Source organism: Streptomyces sp. NPDC096205 (assembly GCF_044763135.1).
Lineage (GTDB): Bacteria > Actinomycetota > Actinomycetes > Streptomycetales > Streptomycetaceae > Streptomyces.
The window spans coordinates 337749-353597 of record NZ_JBIWFS010000002.1; the positions used below are offsets into that span (position 1 = coordinate 337749).

The 15849-nt window shown below is 73.0% G+C and carries 19 protein-coding genes; 5 read left to right on the top strand and 14 right to left on the bottom strand.

Translation table 11 applies throughout. The features are described from left to right. Window positions 1–93: 93 nt before the first annotated feature. From ACIQ6Y_RS07935 to hisI, 4 genes are all read right to left on the bottom strand, one after another. Window positions 94–372: an HGxxPAAW family protein gene (locus ACIQ6Y_RS07935; protein WP_404034304.1), complete on the bottom strand. Its 279-nt coding sequence runs from the start codon at window positions 370–372 to the stop codon at window positions 94–96. A gap of 129 nt (window positions 373–501) precedes the next feature. Then, window positions 502–1143, bottom strand: a complete 642-nt coding sequence (locus tag ACIQ6Y_RS07940; RefSeq protein WP_404034306.1) for a TIGR02234 family membrane protein — start codon at window positions 1141–1143, stop codon at window positions 502–504. A 73-nt stretch (window positions 1144–1216) separates the two neighbouring features. Beyond that, entirely contained in the window at window positions 1217–2695 is a 1479-nt protein-coding gene (locus ACIQ6Y_RS07945) for an anthranilate synthase component I (protein WP_404034308.1), read from the bottom strand. Between the two features lie 11 nt (window positions 2696–2706). After that, on the bottom strand, window positions 2707–3093 hold the full coding sequence (gene hisI, locus ACIQ6Y_RS07950) for a phosphoribosyl-AMP cyclohydrolase (RefSeq protein WP_404034310.1): 387 nt from the start codon (window positions 3091–3093) through the stop codon (window positions 2707–2709). An 83-nt stretch (window positions 3094–3176) separates the two neighbouring features. Between hisI and ACIQ6Y_RS07955 the strand changes: the two genes are divergently transcribed. Continuing rightward, complete coding sequence (locus tag ACIQ6Y_RS07955; RefSeq protein WP_404034312.1) at window positions 3177–3812, top strand: TIGR03085 family metal-binding protein; 636 nt, start codon at window positions 3177–3179, stop codon at window positions 3810–3812. 5 nt (window positions 3813–3817) lie between these two features. On the opposite strand, the gene ACIQ6Y_RS07960 is transcribed toward ACIQ6Y_RS07955, so the two are convergent. From ACIQ6Y_RS07960 to hisD, 10 genes are all read right to left on the bottom strand, one after another. Further along, the gene (locus ACIQ6Y_RS07960; protein ID WP_404034314.1) at window positions 3818–5071 is read right to left on the bottom strand and encodes an MFS transporter; all 1254 of its coding nucleotides are present in this window, start codon (window positions 5069–5071) and stop codon (window positions 3818–3820) included. Between the two features lie 10 nt (window positions 5072–5081). Next, the gene (locus ACIQ6Y_RS07965) at window positions 5082–5672 is read right to left on the bottom strand and encodes an ArsR/SmtB family transcription factor (protein ID WP_404034316.1); all 591 of its coding nucleotides are present in this window, start codon (window positions 5670–5672) and stop codon (window positions 5082–5084) included. Between the two features lie 125 nt (window positions 5673–5797). Beyond that, on the bottom strand, window positions 5798–6553 hold the full coding sequence (gene hisF, locus ACIQ6Y_RS07970) for an imidazole glycerol phosphate synthase subunit HisF (protein ID WP_404034318.1): 756 nt from the start codon (window positions 6551–6553) through the stop codon (window positions 5798–5800). Next, window positions 6550–6954 carry a RidA family protein gene (locus ACIQ6Y_RS07975; protein ID WP_404034320.1) on the bottom strand — a complete coding sequence of 135 codons (405 nt, stop codon included), beginning with the start codon at window positions 6952–6954 and terminating at the stop codon, window positions 6550–6552. Before ACIQ6Y_RS07975 ends, hisF begins: the two co-directional genes overlap by 4 nt. Further along, window positions 6951–7676, bottom strand: coding sequence for a bifunctional 1-(5-phosphoribosyl)-5-((5-phosphoribosylamino)methylideneamino)imidazole-4-carboxamide isomerase/phosphoribosylanthranilate isomerase PriA (priA, locus tag ACIQ6Y_RS07980; RefSeq protein WP_404034322.1), 726 nt, complete (start codon window positions 7674–7676; stop codon window positions 6951–6953). Before priA ends, ACIQ6Y_RS07975 begins: the two co-directional genes overlap by 4 nt. Continuing rightward, window positions 7673–8317, bottom strand: a complete 645-nt coding sequence (gene hisH / locus ACIQ6Y_RS07985) for an imidazole glycerol phosphate synthase subunit HisH (RefSeq protein WP_404034324.1) — start codon at window positions 8315–8317, stop codon at window positions 7673–7675. Before hisH ends, priA begins: the two co-directional genes overlap by 4 nt. Further along, complete coding sequence (locus ACIQ6Y_RS07990) at window positions 8308–8472, bottom strand: hypothetical protein (RefSeq protein WP_404034326.1); 165 nt, start codon at window positions 8470–8472, stop codon at window positions 8308–8310. Before ACIQ6Y_RS07990 ends, hisH begins: the two co-directional genes overlap by 10 nt. Further along, window positions 8469–9062: an imidazoleglycerol-phosphate dehydratase HisB gene (hisB, locus tag ACIQ6Y_RS07995; protein WP_356691850.1), complete on the bottom strand. Its 594-nt coding sequence runs from the start codon at window positions 9060–9062 to the stop codon at window positions 8469–8471. The genes ACIQ6Y_RS07990 and hisB overlap by 4 nt, the downstream gene beginning before the upstream one ends. Further along, window positions 9059–10168, bottom strand: a complete 1110-nt coding sequence (locus ACIQ6Y_RS08000; protein ID WP_404034329.1) for a histidinol-phosphate transaminase — start codon at window positions 10166–10168, stop codon at window positions 9059–9061. The genes hisB and ACIQ6Y_RS08000 overlap by 4 nt, the downstream gene beginning before the upstream one ends. Next, window positions 10165–11487 (bottom strand): histidinol dehydrogenase, encoded by a 1323-nt coding sequence (gene hisD, locus ACIQ6Y_RS08005; protein WP_404034331.1) that lies wholly within the window; start codon window positions 11485–11487, stop codon window positions 10165–10167. Before hisD ends, ACIQ6Y_RS08000 begins: the two co-directional genes overlap by 4 nt. A gap of 198 nt (window positions 11488–11685) precedes the next feature. On the opposite strand from hisD, the gene ACIQ6Y_RS08010 reads away from it, so the two are divergent. The 4 genes from ACIQ6Y_RS08010 (at window position 11686) to ybaK (ending at window position 15817) form a co-directional block, all read left to right on the top strand. After that, window positions 11686–13203, top strand: a complete 1518-nt coding sequence (locus ACIQ6Y_RS08010; RefSeq protein ID WP_404036344.1) for an oxidoreductase — start codon at window positions 11686–11688, stop codon at window positions 13201–13203. Window positions 13204–13503: 300 nt separating this feature from the next. Beyond that, complete coding sequence (locus ACIQ6Y_RS08015; RefSeq protein ID WP_404034333.1) at window positions 13504–14550, top strand: hypothetical protein; 1047 nt, start codon at window positions 13504–13506, stop codon at window positions 14548–14550. Between the two features lie 11 nt (window positions 14551–14561). Next, window positions 14562–15302 (top strand): LON peptidase substrate-binding domain-containing protein, encoded by a 741-nt coding sequence (locus ACIQ6Y_RS08020; protein WP_404034335.1) that lies wholly within the window; start codon window positions 14562–14564, stop codon window positions 15300–15302. A 14-nt stretch (window positions 15303–15316) separates the two neighbouring features. Continuing rightward, window positions 15317–15817: a Cys-tRNA(Pro) deacylase gene (gene ybaK, locus ACIQ6Y_RS08025; RefSeq protein ID WP_404034337.1), complete on the top strand. Its 501-nt coding sequence runs from the start codon at window positions 15317–15319 to the stop codon at window positions 15815–15817. Window positions 15818–15849: the final 32 nt, after the last annotated feature.

Genomic DNA, 15849 nt, shown 5'->3' on the forward strand with positions numbered 1-15849 from the left:
CACGCCGAAGGGGCGGCCCGGTGTCGGGCCGCCCCTTCGGCGTGCTGTTCAGCGAGCGTCGTCACGCGGCCGCGCGGGGGCGGCGTACGGGGCTCAGCTCTCCGCGGGCACCGGCTCGCGCGTGACGACGGGGGCCGTCACCGCGGGGGCCTTGGTCATGACCAGGGGCTCCGCCTTGGGGGCGCCCATGCCCATGGCGCGCATGACGAGGCCGACGACACCGCCGAGGACCACGACCGCCATGCCTCCCCAGAAACCGAGCGGGTTCGCCATCACCATGAAGGCGCCCGCCGCACAGAAACCGATGAAGGCGATGATGACACCCGTCCAGGCGGCCGGGGTGTGACCGTGACCGTGGCTGCTGTCCGCCATTGCTTGCTCCTCGTAGCTGTGTGCGTGTGTGAGCCTGACGCTCGTCGTCCATTGTCCTGTACGCGGGCGCGCGCGGGACGCGGGGGTGGCTTCCGACGGCGTCGGTTTCACCACATCGGGACCTGCCTGCTAGGCCCCCGTCGGGTCCTCGCCGCGGTCGAGGGCCTTCCACAGGTCCTCGGGCCGGTCGGGGTCGGTGGTCTGCCGGTCGCGGCGCGGGCGGGCGGCCCCGGTGCGCTCGTAGCGGCCGGACATGGCGGGCCACTGCCGGCCGTAGCGCAGGGCGAGGAGCCCGGCGAGCAGGATCAGCAGGCCGCCGACGGCGGCGACGTAGGGCCAGGCCGTATGGGTGAGCGAGCCGACCGTGGCGGAGGTGTCGCCGGAGACCTGGGCGGCCTGCTCGTCGAGCGCGGAGCTGTCGGAGGCGCCCGCCAGGGCCGCGGCGACCGTGCCGGCGCCGGAGAGCGCGAGCAGGGCGGCGACCAGCAGGCGGCCGGCCTTGCGGACGGCGAAGACGGCGACGAGGGCGGCCAGGCCCACTATGGCGAGGGCGGCGGGTACGCCGGTGACGTCGCTGCCCTTCGCGGTCAGCGGGAAGGCGCCGCCGGCCACCGTCGCGGTGCCCTCCGACCAGCGCTGCCGGGTGCCGAGCAGCACCACGGCCGCGCCGAGTGCCCCGAACAGCAGGGCGAGAGCGAGGCTGCGGCGTCCCGCGCGGGCGGGTCGTACGGCTTCGGAACGGGGGTGAGGAACAGCAGTCACGTACTCCACTATCGCCCGAACCCCGGGTGAACCGTCACCCGGGGCGGACGTGAGAAGCGCCCCACTTGCCCGGGCAAGGGCCCTACCGCCCGAGCCGGTTCGCGGTGTGCACCGCGCGCAGGACCGCCGCGGCCTTGTTGCGGCACTCCTGGTCCTCGGCGACCGGGTCGGAGTCGGCGACGACGCCGGCGCCGGCCTGGACGTACGCCGTGCCGTCGCGCAGCAGGGCCGTGCGGATGGCGATGGCGGTGTCGGAGTCGCCCGCGAAGTCGAGGTAGCCGACGCAGCCGCCGTACAGGCCGCGCCGGGACGGCTCCAGTTCGTCGATGATCTGCATGGCGCGCGGCTTGGGCGCGCCGGAGAGCGTGCCGGCCGGGAAGCAGGCGGTGAGCACGTCGAAGGCGGTGCGGCCGGGGGCGACCTTGCCGGTGACCGTGGAGACGATGTGCATGACGTGGGAGTACCGCTCGATGGACATGAAGTCGACGACCTCCACCGAGCCCGGCTCGCAGACCCGCCCCAGGTCGTTGCGTCCGAGGTCGACGAGCATCAGGTGCTCGGCGCGCTCCTTGGGGTCGGCGAGGAGTTCGTCGGCGAGGGCCTGGTCCTCCTGCGGGGTGGCCCCGCGGTGCCGGGTGCCGGCGATGGGGTGGAGCATGGCGTGGCCGTCCTCGACCTTGACCAGGGCCTCCGGGGAGGAGCCGACGACGTCGAAGCCCTCGAAGCGGAAGAGGTACATGTACGGCGAGGGGTTGGTGGCCCGCAGCACCCGGTACACGTCCAGCGCGCTCGCCGTGCACGGCGTCTCGAAGCGCTGGGAGGGCACGACCTGGAAGGCCTCGCCCGCGCGGATGCGCTCCTTGATGTCCTCGACGGCGTCCTGGAAGTCGGCGCCGCCCCACAGCGCGGTGTACTCGGGCAGCTCGGACGGCGGCAGCACGGTCGGCGGCTGGGCGACCGGGCGGGCGAGGTCGGCCTCCATCGCGTCCAGCCGGGCGACGGCGTCGGCGTGGGCCTCGTCGACGCCGGTGTCGAGGTCGTTGTGGTTGATCGCGTTGGCGATCAGCAGGACCGAGCCCTCCCAGTGGTCCATCACCGCGAGGTCGCTGGTGAGGAGCATGGTCAGCTCGGGCAGCCGCAGGTCGTCGCGCTCACCGGGGCCGATCTTCTCCAGGCGGCGCACGATGTCGTAGCCGAGGTAGCCGACCATGCCACCGGTGAAGGGCGGCATGCCCTCCTGGTGGGGGGTGTGCAGCGCCTCGACGGTGGCGCGCAGGGCGGCGAGCGGGTCACCGTCCGTGGGGACGCCGACGGGCGGGGTGCCGAGCCAGTGGGCCCGGCCGTCGCGGGCGGTGAGGGTCGCGGCGGAGCGGACGCCCACGAAGGAGTAGCGGGACCACGAACGGCCGTTCTCCGCGGACTCGAGCAGGAAGGTGCCGGGGCGCTCGGCGGCGAGCTTGCGGTAGAGCGCGACCGGGGTGTCGCCGTCGACGAGGAGCTTGCGGGTGACCGGGATGACGCGACGGTCGACGGCCAGTTTGCGGAACGTCTCGAGGTCCATGGCGGCTGACCTTACTGATCTCCGGCTGTCACACCGGAATCCTTCAGCAGCACGTCGGCGTCGAAGCAGGTCCGCGCGCCGGTGTGGCAGGCCGCGCCCACCTGGTCGACCTTGACCAGCACGGTGTCGGCGTCGCAGTCCAGCGCCACGGACTTCACCCACTGGAAGTGGCCGGAGGTGTCGCCCTTGACCCAGTACTCCTGGCGGCTGCGCGACCAGTAGGTGCAGCGGCCGGTGGTGAGGGTGCGGTGCAGCGCCTCGTCGTCCATCCAGCCGAGCATGAGCACCTCTCCGGTGTCGTACTGTTGGGCGATCGCGGGCACGAGGCCGTCCGGGCTGCGCTTGAGGCGCGCGGCGATCTCGGGGTCGAGGCTGCTGGGCGGGGGCGTGCTGGTCATGGGTGCCATTGTGCCGTGCACCACTGACAGTGACGGTGTGGTGTCCACTGGGCGGACCCTCTACGCGGTCGTAGGCTTGCAGCATGTCGACCTTCGCCAAGCGTGAACGGCTCCTCCTCGCCGATCTCTTGGAAACCGCCGGACCCGACGAACCGACCCTCTGCGAGGGCTGGCGGACCCGCGACCTGGCCGCCCATGTGGTGGTGCGCGAGCGCCGGCCGGACGCCGCCGGGGGCCTGCTGATCAAGCAGCTCGCGCCGCGCCTGGACAAGGCGATGGAGGAGTTCACGGCCAAGCCGTACGAGGAGCTGATCCAGCTCATCCGGACCGGCCCGCCGCGCTTCTCGCCGTTCAACCTCAAGCAGCTCGACGAGGCGTCCAACACGATCGAGTTCTACGTCCATACCGAGGACGTGCGCCGTGCACAGCCGGACTGGGCGCCGCGCGAGCTGGACCCGGTCTTCCAGGACGCCCTGTGGTCCCGCCTGGAGCGCACCGCCCGGCTGATGGGCCGGGGCGCCCCCACCGGACTGGTCCTGCGCCGCCCCGACGGCCGGACGGTGGTCGCCCGCCGCGGCACACCGGTGGTGACGGTGACCGGCGAGCCGTCGGAGCTGCTGCTGTTCCTCTACGGCCGGCAGGACGCGGCCAAGGTGGACCTGGAGGGCGACGAGGCCGCGATCACCCAGCTGCACGAGGGCAAGCAGCTCGGCATCTGAGGGCCTCAGCGGGGCAGTTCGGCGCGGCGCAGTCCGGTCGCGCCGAGGGTGACGAGCGCGCCGAGGCCGCACACCGCGGCGCAGGCCGCGAAGACCGGGCCGGTCCCCCACTGGTCGACGGCCCAGCCGACCAACGGGAAGGTGAGCGGTGCGACGCCGAAGCCGACCAGGGTGGAGACGGAGGTGACGCGGCCGACGTAGGCCGCTCCCGCGCGGGACTGCACGAGGGCACCGGACAGGGCGCCGGCCAGCCCGGCCGAGAGGCCGATGAGCAGGGCGACACCCGCCGCCCCGGCGACGGAGGGCACCTGGCCGAGCGCGCCGATGGCCACGGCTCCGGCGAGGCCCGCCAGCCCGGCCACACGTCCCGCGCGCGGTATGCGGCCGCGCCAGGCGAGCAGCAGTGAGGCGGCCGCGGCGCCGGTCCCGAACCCGGCGAGCACCCAGCCCATGCCGGTCGACCCCCAGCCCCGCTGCTGGGCCAGGACGGTGAGCCCGAGGTTCATCGGGCCGACGAAGCCCAGGTCGGCGAGCGCGATGGCGAGGATCAGCGGGCGCAGCACGGGGTCGCGGCGGATGTGCCGCAGTCCGTCGCGCAGCTCGGCGAGGACCGGGCGGCGCTTCGCCGGGGTGTCGTCCGGGGGCAGGGGCCGGACCCGGACGGCCAGCAGCAGCGGCAGCGACACCCCGATCAGCAGCGCCGCGAGCCCGAACGCCCCTGCGGTGCCGCCCAGTGCGACGCCGAGGCCGCCGAGGGGGCCGCCGACGACGTTGGCGAGCCGGACGGCAAGACCTCGCATGCCGTGCACCCGGGCGAACTGGCCGGGTCCGGCGATCCGCGCGGGCAGGGCACCCGCGGCGGGCAGGAACACCGCGTCGACGACGCCGAAGACGACCGCCACGGCCGCCAGCGCCCACAGCCCGGGGCTGGTCACGAGCAGCAGCCCGGCCGCGAGGGCGACGAGCAGGGCGCGCACGCCGGTGCTGCCCAGCACCACCCGGCGCGGCCCGTAGCGGTCGGCGACCACTCCCCCGCCGAGCATCAGCAGGGCCCTGGGGGCGGCGCTCAGGGCGGTCACCAGGCCGGCCAGGGTGGGGGTGGCGATCTGGAGGGCGGCCCAGGACAGGGCCAGGTAGTAGACGTTGTCGCCGACGGCGGAGGCGGTGTAACCGCCCAGCCAGCGCAACACGTTGGGGTCCCGGTGGGCGGGGCGCTCCACGGCGGTGGTGTCCGCGGCGCCGGTCTGCGTGGCGAGCATGTCGGTCCTCTCAGATCCGGAAGGGGAAGCCGTACGTGTGCACCGCGACGTTCTCCCGGCCCTCGGTGTCACCCGCGGCGTCGGCGGCCCGGCCCAGCTCGTCGTATCTGCGCAGGAGGGCGAGCAACTCGGTGTTCAGCTCGGTCAGTTCGTCCGCCGTGAGCCGGAGGGTCGACTCGGAGGAGTTCGCGGCCCCGTTCCAGGCGGCACCCCAGTGCGCGCGCTCGTCGAGCCAGCGGCGGAACATGTCGGCGCGCTGCTCGAAGAAGAGCCGGCTCGCGGCGGTGTGCACGGCGGCCTTCTCGGGCGCGTCGCTGAAGTCCTCGTCGCGGATGCTGATCCCGTCCGAGGCGGGCTGCCACCAGCGCTCCCGGCCGTCCGCGCTGCGCCCCTCGGCCTCCTCGATGAGCCCGTGCTCGGCCAGCTTGCGCAGGTGGTAGCTGACCAGCGAAACCGCCTCGTCGACCTGCTCGGCGAGCTGTGAGGCGGTGGCGGCGCGGGCGATGGTCAGGCCGCGGTAGAGCCTCATCCGCAGCGGGTGGGCGAGCGCCTTCAGGGTGCCGAGGTCGGTGATCCGGCGGTCCCTCTCCTTGTCCGTCATGCCCTTCACCGTAGACAGGAAAGAAAAGTTGCACAACAGATTTTGCACAACTTCTCTTTCCTATCTGCCGACGAGTAAGCCCCGGCCTCCAGGAGACCGGGGCTTACCTCACGACATCAGGGGCGTCACCGCACCGGGTGTCCCGCCTCCCGCAGCGCGTCCTTCACCTCGCCGATCCGCAGATCGCCGAAGTGGAACACCGACGCCGCCAGCACCGCGTCCGCGCCCGCGGCGACCGCCGGGGCGAAGTCGGCGAGCTTGCCGGCGCCGCCGGAGGCGATCACCGGGACGGTGACGTGCTTGCGGACGGCCTCGATCATCTCCAGGTCGTAGCCGTCCTTGGTGCCGTCGGCGTCCATCGAGTTGAGCAGGATCTCGCCCGCGCCCAGCTCGGCCGCCCGGTGCGCCCACTCGACGGCGTCGATGCCGGTGCCCTTGCGGCCGCCGTGGGTCGTCACCTCGAAGCCGCCCGACTCGGTGCGCCGTGCGTCGACCGACAGCACCAGCACCTGCCGCCCGAACCGCTCGGCGATCTCGCGGATCAGGTCGGGGCGGGCGATGGCGGCGGTGTTCACACCGACCTTGTCCGCACCGGCGCGCAGCAGTTTGTCCACGTCCTCGGCCGTGCGGACGCCACCGCCGACCGTCAGCGGGATGAACACCTGCTCGGCGGTGCGGCGCACCACGTCGTACGTCGTCTCGCGGTCGCCCGACGAGGCGGTGATGTCCAGGAACGTCAGCTCGTCGGCGCCCTCGGCGTCGTACACCTTGGCCATCTCGACGGGATCGCCCGCGTCGCGCAGGTTCTGGAAGTTGACGCCCTTGACGACCCGGCCGTTGTCCACGTCCAGGCAGGGGATGACTCGGACCGCCAGGGTCATGACTGCTCGGCTCCTCTGAATGCCTCTAGTTCCACTTCGACCAGGATGCGCGGGTCGACGAAGCCCTCCACGACCACCAGGGTCGTGACCGGCCGCACGGAGTCGAAGAACTCCCGGTGCGCCCGGCCGACCTCGTCGACGTCCCGCTGATGGGTCAGATACATCCGGGTCCTGATCACCGACTCGGGACCGAGCCCGAACTCGGCGATCGCCTCCAGCGCGCTGGTGAACGCCACCTTCGCCTGCTCGTACGGGTCGCCCTCCCCGTACAGCACCGGGCCCTTGAAGGACGTCGTGCCGCCCACCAGCACCCGGTCGCCCGCCGCGACGGCGCGTGCGAAACCGAAGGACTCCTCCCAGGGACTTCCGCTCTGCACCCGCCGTACGCCGTCGGACGTCATGACGCCACAGCCTCCAGGGCCTCTTCCAGGGTGAACGCCTTCGCGTACAGCGCCTTTCCGACGATCGCGCCCTCGACGCCGAGGGGCGTCAGCTCCGCGATGGCCCGCAGGTCGGCCAGCGAGGACACGCCGCCGGAGGCCACGACGGGGCGGTCGGTGGCCGCGCAGACGTTCCTCAGCAGCTCCAGGTTCGGGCCCTGCAGTGTGCCGTCCTTGGCGATGTCCGTCACCACATAGCGCGCGCAGCCCTCGTTGTTGAGGCGCTCCAGCGTCTCGTAGAGGTCGCCGCCGTCGCGGGTCCAGCCGCGGCCGCGCAGGGTCGTGCCGCGTACGTCGAGACCGACGGCGATCTTGTCGCCGTGCTCGGCGATGACCTTGGCGACCCACTCCGGGGTCTCCAGGGCGGCGGTGCCGAGGTTGACGCGGGTGCAGCCGGTGGCGAGCGCGGCGGCCAGGGAGGCGTCGTCGCGGATGCCGCCGGACAGCTCGACCTTGATGTCCATCGCCTTCGCGACCTCGGCGATCAGCTCACGGTTGTCGCCGGTGCCGAACGCGGCGTCCAGGTCGACCAGGTGCAGCCACTCGGCGCCGGAGCGCTGCCAGGCGAGGGCGGCCTCCAGCGGGGAGCCGTAGGACGTCTCGGTACCGGACTCGCCGTGCACGAGGCGGACGGCCTGACCGTCGCGGACGTCGACGGCGGGAAGGAGTTCGAGCTTGCTCACAGGGTTCCGATCCAGTTGGTGAGGAGCTGGGCTCCGGCGTCGCCGGACTTCTCGGGGTGGAACTGGGTGGCCCACAGGGCGCCGTTCTCCACGGCGGCCACGAAGGGCTTGCCGTAGGTCGTCCAGGTGACCTTGGGGGCTTCGATGCGCGGGTTGTGGATCTCCAGCGACCAGTCGTGGACGGCGTAGGAGTGCACGAAGTAGTAGCGCGCGTCGGCGTCGAGCCCGGCGAACAACTGCGTGTCCGAGGGCGCGTCCACCGTGTTCCAGCCCATGTGGGGCACGATCTCGGCCCGGAGCGGCTCGACCGAGCCGGGCCACTCGTCGAGGCCCTCGGTCTCCACGCCGTGCTCGATGCCGCGCGCGAACAGGATCTGCATGCCGACGCAGATGCCCATCACCGGGCGTCCGCCGGACAGGCGCCGGTCGACGATCCAGTCGCCGCGCGCGTCCCTCAGGCCCTTCATACAGGCGGCGAACGCGCCGACGCCCGGCACCAGCAGCCCGTCGGCGTTCATCGCCTTGTCGAAGTCACGGGTGATCTCGACGTCGGCGCCCACGCGCGCGAGGGCACGCTCGGCGGAACGGACGTTGCCGAAGCCGTAGTCGAAGACCACGACGCTCTTGGTGCTCAATTCCACACCTCCAGCCGCAGGATGCCGGCGGTGAGACACATCGCGGCACCGATGGACAGCAGCACGACCAGGCTCTTCGGCATCTCCTGCTTGATGAAGGAGTAGATGCCGCCGAGCAGGAACAGGCCGACGACGATCAGGACGGTGGACAGCCCGTTCACAGCGCGCCCTTCGTGGAGGGGAGGATGCCCGCCGCGCGCGGGTCACGCTCGGAGGCGTACCGCAGGGCCCGGGCCAGCGCCTTGAACTGGCACTCCACGATGTGGTGCGCGTTGCGCCCGTAGGGCACGTGCACGTGCAGCGCGATCTGCGCCTGGGCCACGAAGGACTCCAGGATGTGCCGGGTCATGGTGGTGTCGTACTCGCCGATCATCGGCGCCATGTTCTCGGGCTCGGTGTGCACCAGGTACGGGCGGCCGGAGAGGTCGACGGTGACCTGGGCGAGGGACTCGTCCAGCGGGACCGTGCAGTTGCCGAAGCGGTAGATCCCCACCTTGTCGCCGAGGGCCTGCTTGAAGGCGGCGCCCAGCGCGAGGGCGGTGTCCTCGATGGTGTGGTGCGAGTCGATGTGCAGGTCGCCCTCGGTCTTCACGGTCAGGTCGAACAGACCGTGCCGGCCGAGCTGGTCGAGCATGTGGTCGTAGAAGCCGACACCGGTCGCCACGTCGACCCGGCCGGTGCCGTCGAGGTTTATCTCGACCAGGACGGACGTCTCCTTGGTGACCCGCTCCACGCGTCCCACGCGGTTCATGCGCTCTGCTCCTTCTTCAGTTCACGGACCGCGTCGAGGAACGCGTCGTTCTCTTCCGGCGTGCCGGCGGTGACCCGCAGCCACCCCGGTACGCCGTTGTCCCGGACCAGGACACCCCGGTCGAGGATCTGCTGCCAGGCGACATGGGCGTCGGCGAAGCGCCCGAACTGGACGAAGTTGGCGTCCGAGGCGGTCACCTCGAAGCCGATCGCCCTGAGCTCGGACACCAGCCGGTCCCGCTCGGCCTTCAGCTGCTCGACGTACCCGAGCAGCGTGTCGGTGTGCTCCAGCGCCGCCAGCGCGGTCGCCTGCGTGACGGCCGACAGGTGGTACGGCAGCCGTACGAGCTGTACGGCGTCCACGACGGCCGGGTGCGCGGCGAGATAGCCGAGGCGCAGGCCCGCCGCGCCGAAGGCCTTCGACATCGTGCGGGAGACGACCAGGTTCGGCCGGCCCTCCAGCAGCGGCAGCAGCGAGTCGCCGTGGCTGAACTCGATGTACGCCTCGTCCACGACCACCATCGACGGCTTGGCCGCCTGCGCGGCCTCGTACAGCGCGAGAACCGTCTCGGGCGGGACCGCGTTGCCGGTGGGGTTGTTGGGGGTCGTCACGAACACGACGTCGGGCCGGTGCTCGGCGATGGCCCGCTCGGCCGCCGCGAGGTCGATCGTGAAGTCCTCGCCCCGCGGGCCCGAGATCCAGCCCGTGCCGGTGCCGCGCGCGATCAGGCCGTGCATCGAGTACGACGGCTCGAAGCCGATGGCCGTACGGCCCGGTCCGCCGAAGGTCTGCAGCAGCTGCTGGATGACCTCATTGGAACCGTTCGCGGCCCAGACGTTGGCCAGGCCCACCTCGTGGCCGGACGTGTTCGTCAGGTACTCGGCGAGCTTGGTGCGCAGCTCGACCGCGTCCCGGTCCGGGTAGCGGTTGAGGTCGCGGGCCGCGTCACGGACCCGCTCGGCGATCCGCTCGACCAGCGCCTCGGGCAGCGGGTAGGGGTTCTCGTTGGTGTTCAGCCGTACGGGGACGTCCAGCTGGGGCGCGCCGTAGGGGGACTTGCCGCGCAGCTCGTCCCGTACGGGGAGATCGTCGATACCGAAAGTCACTTACCGGGCACCTTCCAACCGAACCTCGCCTTGATCGCCGCCCCGTGGGCCGGCAGGTCCTCCGCCTCGGCCAGCGTCACCACATGGTGCGCGACCTCGGCCAGCGCGTCCTGCGTGTAGTCGACGATGTGGATGCCGCGCAGGAAGGACTGGACGGACAGGCCGGAGGAGTGGCAGGCGCAGCCGCCGGTGGGCAGCACGTGGTTGGACCCGGCGGCGTAGTCGCCGAGGGACACGGGCGCCCAGGGGCCGATGAAGATCGCGCCGGCGTTGCGGACCCGGTCGGCCAGGGCGGCCGCGTCGGCCGTCTGGATCTCCAGGTGCTCGGCGCCGTACGCGTCGACGACCCGCAGGCCCTCCTCGACGCCGTCGACGAGGACGATCGCGGACTGCTTGCCCTTGAGGGCGGGCACGATCCGGTCGTCGATGTGCTTGCTGGCCGCGACCTGCGTCTGCAGCTCCTTCTCGACCGCCTCCGCGAGGCCCACGGAGTCGGTGACCAGGACGGCCGCCGCGAGCGGGTCGTGCTCGGCCTGGCTGATCAGGTCGGAGGCGACGTGCACCGGGTCGGCCGTGGAGTCCGCGAGGACCGCGATCTCGGTCGGGCCGGCCTCGGCGTCGATGCCGATCTTGCCGGTGAAGTAGCGCTTGGCGGCGGCGACCCAGATGTTGCCGGGGCCTGTGACCATGTTGGCGGGCGGGCAGGACTCGGTGCCGTACGCGAACATCGCGACGGCGGTGGCGCCACCGGCGGCGTACACCTCGTCGATGCCCAGCAGCGCGCACGCGGCGAGGATCGTCGGGTGCGGCAGACCGCCGAACTCGGCCTGGGCGGGCGAGGCGAGCGCGATGGACTCGACGCCGGCCTCCTGGGCCGGGACCACGTTCATGATCACGGACGAGGGATACACGGACCGGCCGCCGGGTGCGTACAGCCCGACCCGGTCGACCGGCACCCACTTCTCGGTGACCGAGCCGCCGGGCACGACCTGGGTGGTGTGGGTGGAGCGGCGCTGGGCGCGGTGGACGAGCCGGGCGCGGCGGATGGACTCCTCCAGGGCCGCGCGCACGGCCGGGTCCAGCTCGTCGAGGGCCTTGGTGAGGGCCTCGGCGGGGACGCGCACCTGCTCGAGCCTGACTCCGTCGAACTTCTCCGCGAAGTCGATCAGCGCCGCGTCGCCACGATGATGCACGGCCTCGCAGATCGGCCGCACCTTCTCCAGGGCGGCCGAGACGTCGAAGTCGGCTCGGGGCAGCAGGTCGCGCAGGGCGGGGCCCTCGGGGAGGGCGTCGCCGCGCAGATCGATTCGGGAGATCACGGTCCCATTCTCCCAGACCGCCGTCCCACGCCGTCCGCGCGTATCAATGGCTGATACAGACCCTGGGACATCTCCTTCACCACGCGCGTTCGGAGCGTCACCCACCGGGCATGACGATCGTACGAAAACACGAAGGAGGCGCAGGTGACCGAGGGGGACGGCGAGCCGCCGGAGGACCTGACGGCCGCCGAGGTGGGCATGTGGCAGGCGTTCCGCAACGGCACCGTGTACGACCTGAGCAGCGGCGATCGGGTGGTCGACGATCCGCACGGCGGGCGTCCGTGGGGTCCGGAGCGGACCGTGCGGGCGCGGATCGTGTGCTGGCTGCTGCTGGACGGGCCGCCCGCGCTGGCGGGCCGGGTGTCGGCGCTGAAGCTCGCCGGGGTGCAGATCAGCGACCCCGTGGAGCTGGCGGGCGGGATCGTGGTGCCGTACGTCGAGCTGCGCGGCTGCCGGTTCGAGCGCGAGGTGCTGCTGCCGGAGGCACGCTTCACGACCCTGCGGATGGTGGACTGCGCGGTGCCGCGTCTGGAGGCGGCCCGGGTGCACACCGAGGGCGATCTGCATCTGCCGCGCTGCCGTTTCGACCGCGGCATCCGGCTCACCGACGCGCAGATCGGCACCGACCTGCTGCTCAACCAGGCCGTCGTGCACTCCGACCGGCGGGGCCGCTCCATCGCCGGCGACGGCATCAGCGTGGGGCAGGACGTACAGGCCGAGCTGCTGGAGTCGTACGGCGAGCTGAGTCTGCGCGGGGCGGCCGTCGGCCAGTCGCTGAGCCTGCGCGGGGCGCGGCTGGTCAACCCGGACGGGCGGCACGCGCTGAACGCGCCGCAGCTGACCGTGGGCCGCACGCTGTACATGACCCCGGCCGCGGTGGGCAGCGGCTGGCCGACCGGGGTGACGCCGCCGCGCGGTACGCGCATCCAGTCCTTCGAGTGCGTCGGCGGGGCCCGGCTCGACGACGGCCGGTTCGGGGACGCCGTCGACCTGGAGAGGGCGCGGCTTGAGCTGGCCGAGGACCAGGAGCTGTCGCTGCGCCGGGTGCAGACGCCCGAGCTGCGTTTCCTGGGCGAGACGCCCCGGCTGGGCCGCGTGGTGCTGTCCGGGGCGCGGATCGTGAACCTGGTCGACCGGGCGAGCAGCTGGCCGGGGCCGGGCCGGCTGCACATCGGGGGCTTCACGTACGAGAACCTCGTACCGCACGGCCCGTTCTCCCCCGCGCAGCGCCTGGAGTGGGTGGCCGCGGCGACGGCCGAGTACAGCCCGGAGCCGTACGAGCGGCTGGCCGCGGTGCTGCGCGCGGGCGGCGAGGACGAGGACGCCCGCGAGGTGCTGCTCGCCAAGCAGCGCCGGCGCCGCGAGACGCTGCCGCTGGGCACGAAGCTGTGGGGATACGTCCAGGACCTCACGGTCGCCTACGGCTACCGGCCGGGCCGGGCCGCGCTGTGGATGGCCGTGCTGTGGGCGGCGGGCTCCCTGGCCTTCGCCCACGCCGGGCGCCCCGAGGTGGCCGCCACCGGAACCGCGGAGCCGCCCTGGAACCCGGCCCTCTTCGCCCTGGACCTCCTCCTGCCGGTGATCGACCTCGGCCAGGTCGGCGTCTGGCAGCTCCAGGGCGGCTGGCAGTGGCTGGGCGCGGCGCTGGTACTGGCGGGCTGGGTCCTGGCGACGACGGTGGCGGCGGGGGCGACACGACTGCTGAGGCCGGGGTGACACGACCGCGGAGGCCGGGTGGCACGACCGCGGAGGCCCAGGTGACACGACCGCGGAGGCCCGGGTGACACGACCGCGGAGGCCGGGCGGCACGACCGCGGAGGCCGGGCGGCACGACCGCCGAGGCCGGGCGGCACGACCGCCGAGGCCGGGCGGCACGACCGCCGAGGCCGGGCGGCACGACCGCTGTGGCTGGGGTGACACACGGTGACCGCTCTTTACCCGGCTTTGACCGCGGTTCGTACAACCATCGGCGGGTTCCGTGAAGGCTCTGGCGCCGGTACGAGCTGCGGTCTTTCAATGGTCGACACCATGGCTCTGCTGCCCCCGTTCATCCGCGCCGCCCGGATGTCCAAGGCTCCCGCGCGGACGCGCCCCGTCCCCGGGCTGCCGGCCGACGACGAGGTGCTCCTCGACGCGCCCGACGACCGGCTCGGCCCGGCCCTGGTCGCCGCCGCGCGCGGCGAGCACGGCCCGGCCGCCGCGCTGCTCGCGGCCACCCGTGCGCACGGCGAGTGGGAGCTGCGCGACCGCTACGTCGTCCGGCTGGCGTTCTTCGCGCACTCGCGCCCGGAGTGGTTCGAGGAATGGCGTACGGCCGCCCCGCACGACCCCGACGCGCTGCTGGTCGGCGCTCAGCTCGCGGTCGACCGGGCGTGGGGCTCGCCGGCCCGGCAGGAGCTGCTGCGCGGGGTGAGCCCGGCGATCACGGCCACCGCGCACGGCGACCACCGCGACCCGGTGCCCTGGCGCCTCGCGCTGGACCACGCACGCGGCTCGCGGGCCGGGCACAAGTACTTCGGGGAGCTGTGGGAGGCGGCGGTGCGGCGGGCCCCGCACCACTACGGCTGCCATGTGGCGGCCCTGCGCTATCTGGCCGCCACCTGGCACGGCGCGCACCGCGAGTGCTTCGACTTCGCCGACCGGGCCGCGCAGGACGCCCCCGAGGACGCGCTGGTGCAGGCGCTGCCGGTGCGGGCGGCCTTCGCGTATCTGACCGACGGCTGCGGGCCCTCCGTGCCGCGTGCCCGGCTGGACGCGGCGGCGGACCGGGCCATCGCCCTGTCCGCGCGGTTCCCGGCGGCCGACCCGTGGCCGGCGCAGATCCGCAATCTGCTGGCCTGTGTGCTGGTGCGCCTGGACCGTCGCGCGGACGCCCTGGACCAGCTGCGGCTGACCGGCCCGTACGCCACGTCCTTCCCGTGGGACCGGGCCGGGGAGGACCCGCTGGGGCTGTTCCTGCGGGTGCGGGCGGGCCTCCTCGCGGGCGTCGGCGCGGTGGAGGTGGACGGCCCCGGGCATCCGCACAGTGGGCACGGCGGACGCGCCCGCTCGGCCGACCATTAGGCTTTGGCGCCGTGACCACCGTCCGGCTGCCGCTCTTTCCGCTGAACTCGGTTCTGTTCCCGGGGCTCGTACTCCCGCTGAACGTCTTCGAGGAGCGCTATCGCGCCTTGATGCGCACCCTTGCCAAGACTCCTGAGGAGGAACCGCGCCAGTTCGCCGTCGTGGCGATCCGCGACGGCCACGAGGTGGCGCCGAGCGCGCCCGGCATGCCGGATCCGACGGCCCTGCCCGAGCGCGGGCCCGCCGCCGGGTTCGGCGACGACCCGGCGAAGGCGTTCCACACGGTCGGCTGTGTCGCGGACGCGGCGACGATCCGGGAGCGGCCCGACGGCACCTTCGAGGTGCTGGCGACCGGCACGACCCGGGTGCGGCTGCTGTCGGTGGACGCCTCCGGGCCGTTCCTCATGGCCGAGCTGGAGCCGCTGGAGGAGGAGCCGGGCGACGAGGCCGGGGCGCTGGCCGAGGGCGTGCTGCGGGCGTTCCGGCAGTACCAGAAGCGGCTGGCCGGGGCGCGGGAGCGGTCGCTGTCGTCCGGCGCGGACCTGCCCGACGAGCCGTCGGTGGTGTCGTACCTGGTGGCCGCGGCGATGGTGCTGGACACGCCGACCAAGCAGCGGCTGCTGCAGGCCCCCGACACCGCGTCGCGGCTGCGCGACGAGCTGAAACTCCTTCGCGCGGAGACGGCGATCATCCGTAGCCTGCCGTCGTTGCCGTCGCAGGACCTGACGCGCGGACCGACGAGTCTGAACTGAGGCTGGACCGAGGCATGGCGAAGAAGTCGAAGAAGCAGCAGCCCGGTGGGACGCCGGCGACGGTGGCCCTCACCGCGGCCGGCGTGGACTACACGGTCCACTCCTACGATCACGACCCGTCCCACCCCTCCTACGGCGAGGAGGCCGCGGAGGCGATGGGCGTGTCCCCCGACCGTGTCTTCAAGACCCTGGTCGCGGACGTCGACGGCACGCTGACGGTGGCGGTCGTGCCGGTCGCGGGTTCCCTGGACCTCAAGGCCCTCGCCTCGGCGGTCGGCGGCAAGAAGGCGGCGATGGCCGACCCGGTGCTGGCCGAGCGTACGACGGGGTATGTGCGGGGCGGTATCTCGCCGCTGGGGCAGCGGAAGAAGTTGCCGACGGTTCTGGACGCGTCGGCCTCCGCCCACGCCACGATCTGTGTCTCGGCGGGGCGCCGGGGGCTTGAGGTGGAGCTGGCTCCGGGTGACTTGGCGTCCCTCACGGGGGCGGTGCTTGCGCCTGTCGGGCGGACGTAGGGATTCCTTCCGCGCGTGCCCGGCTGCGGGTG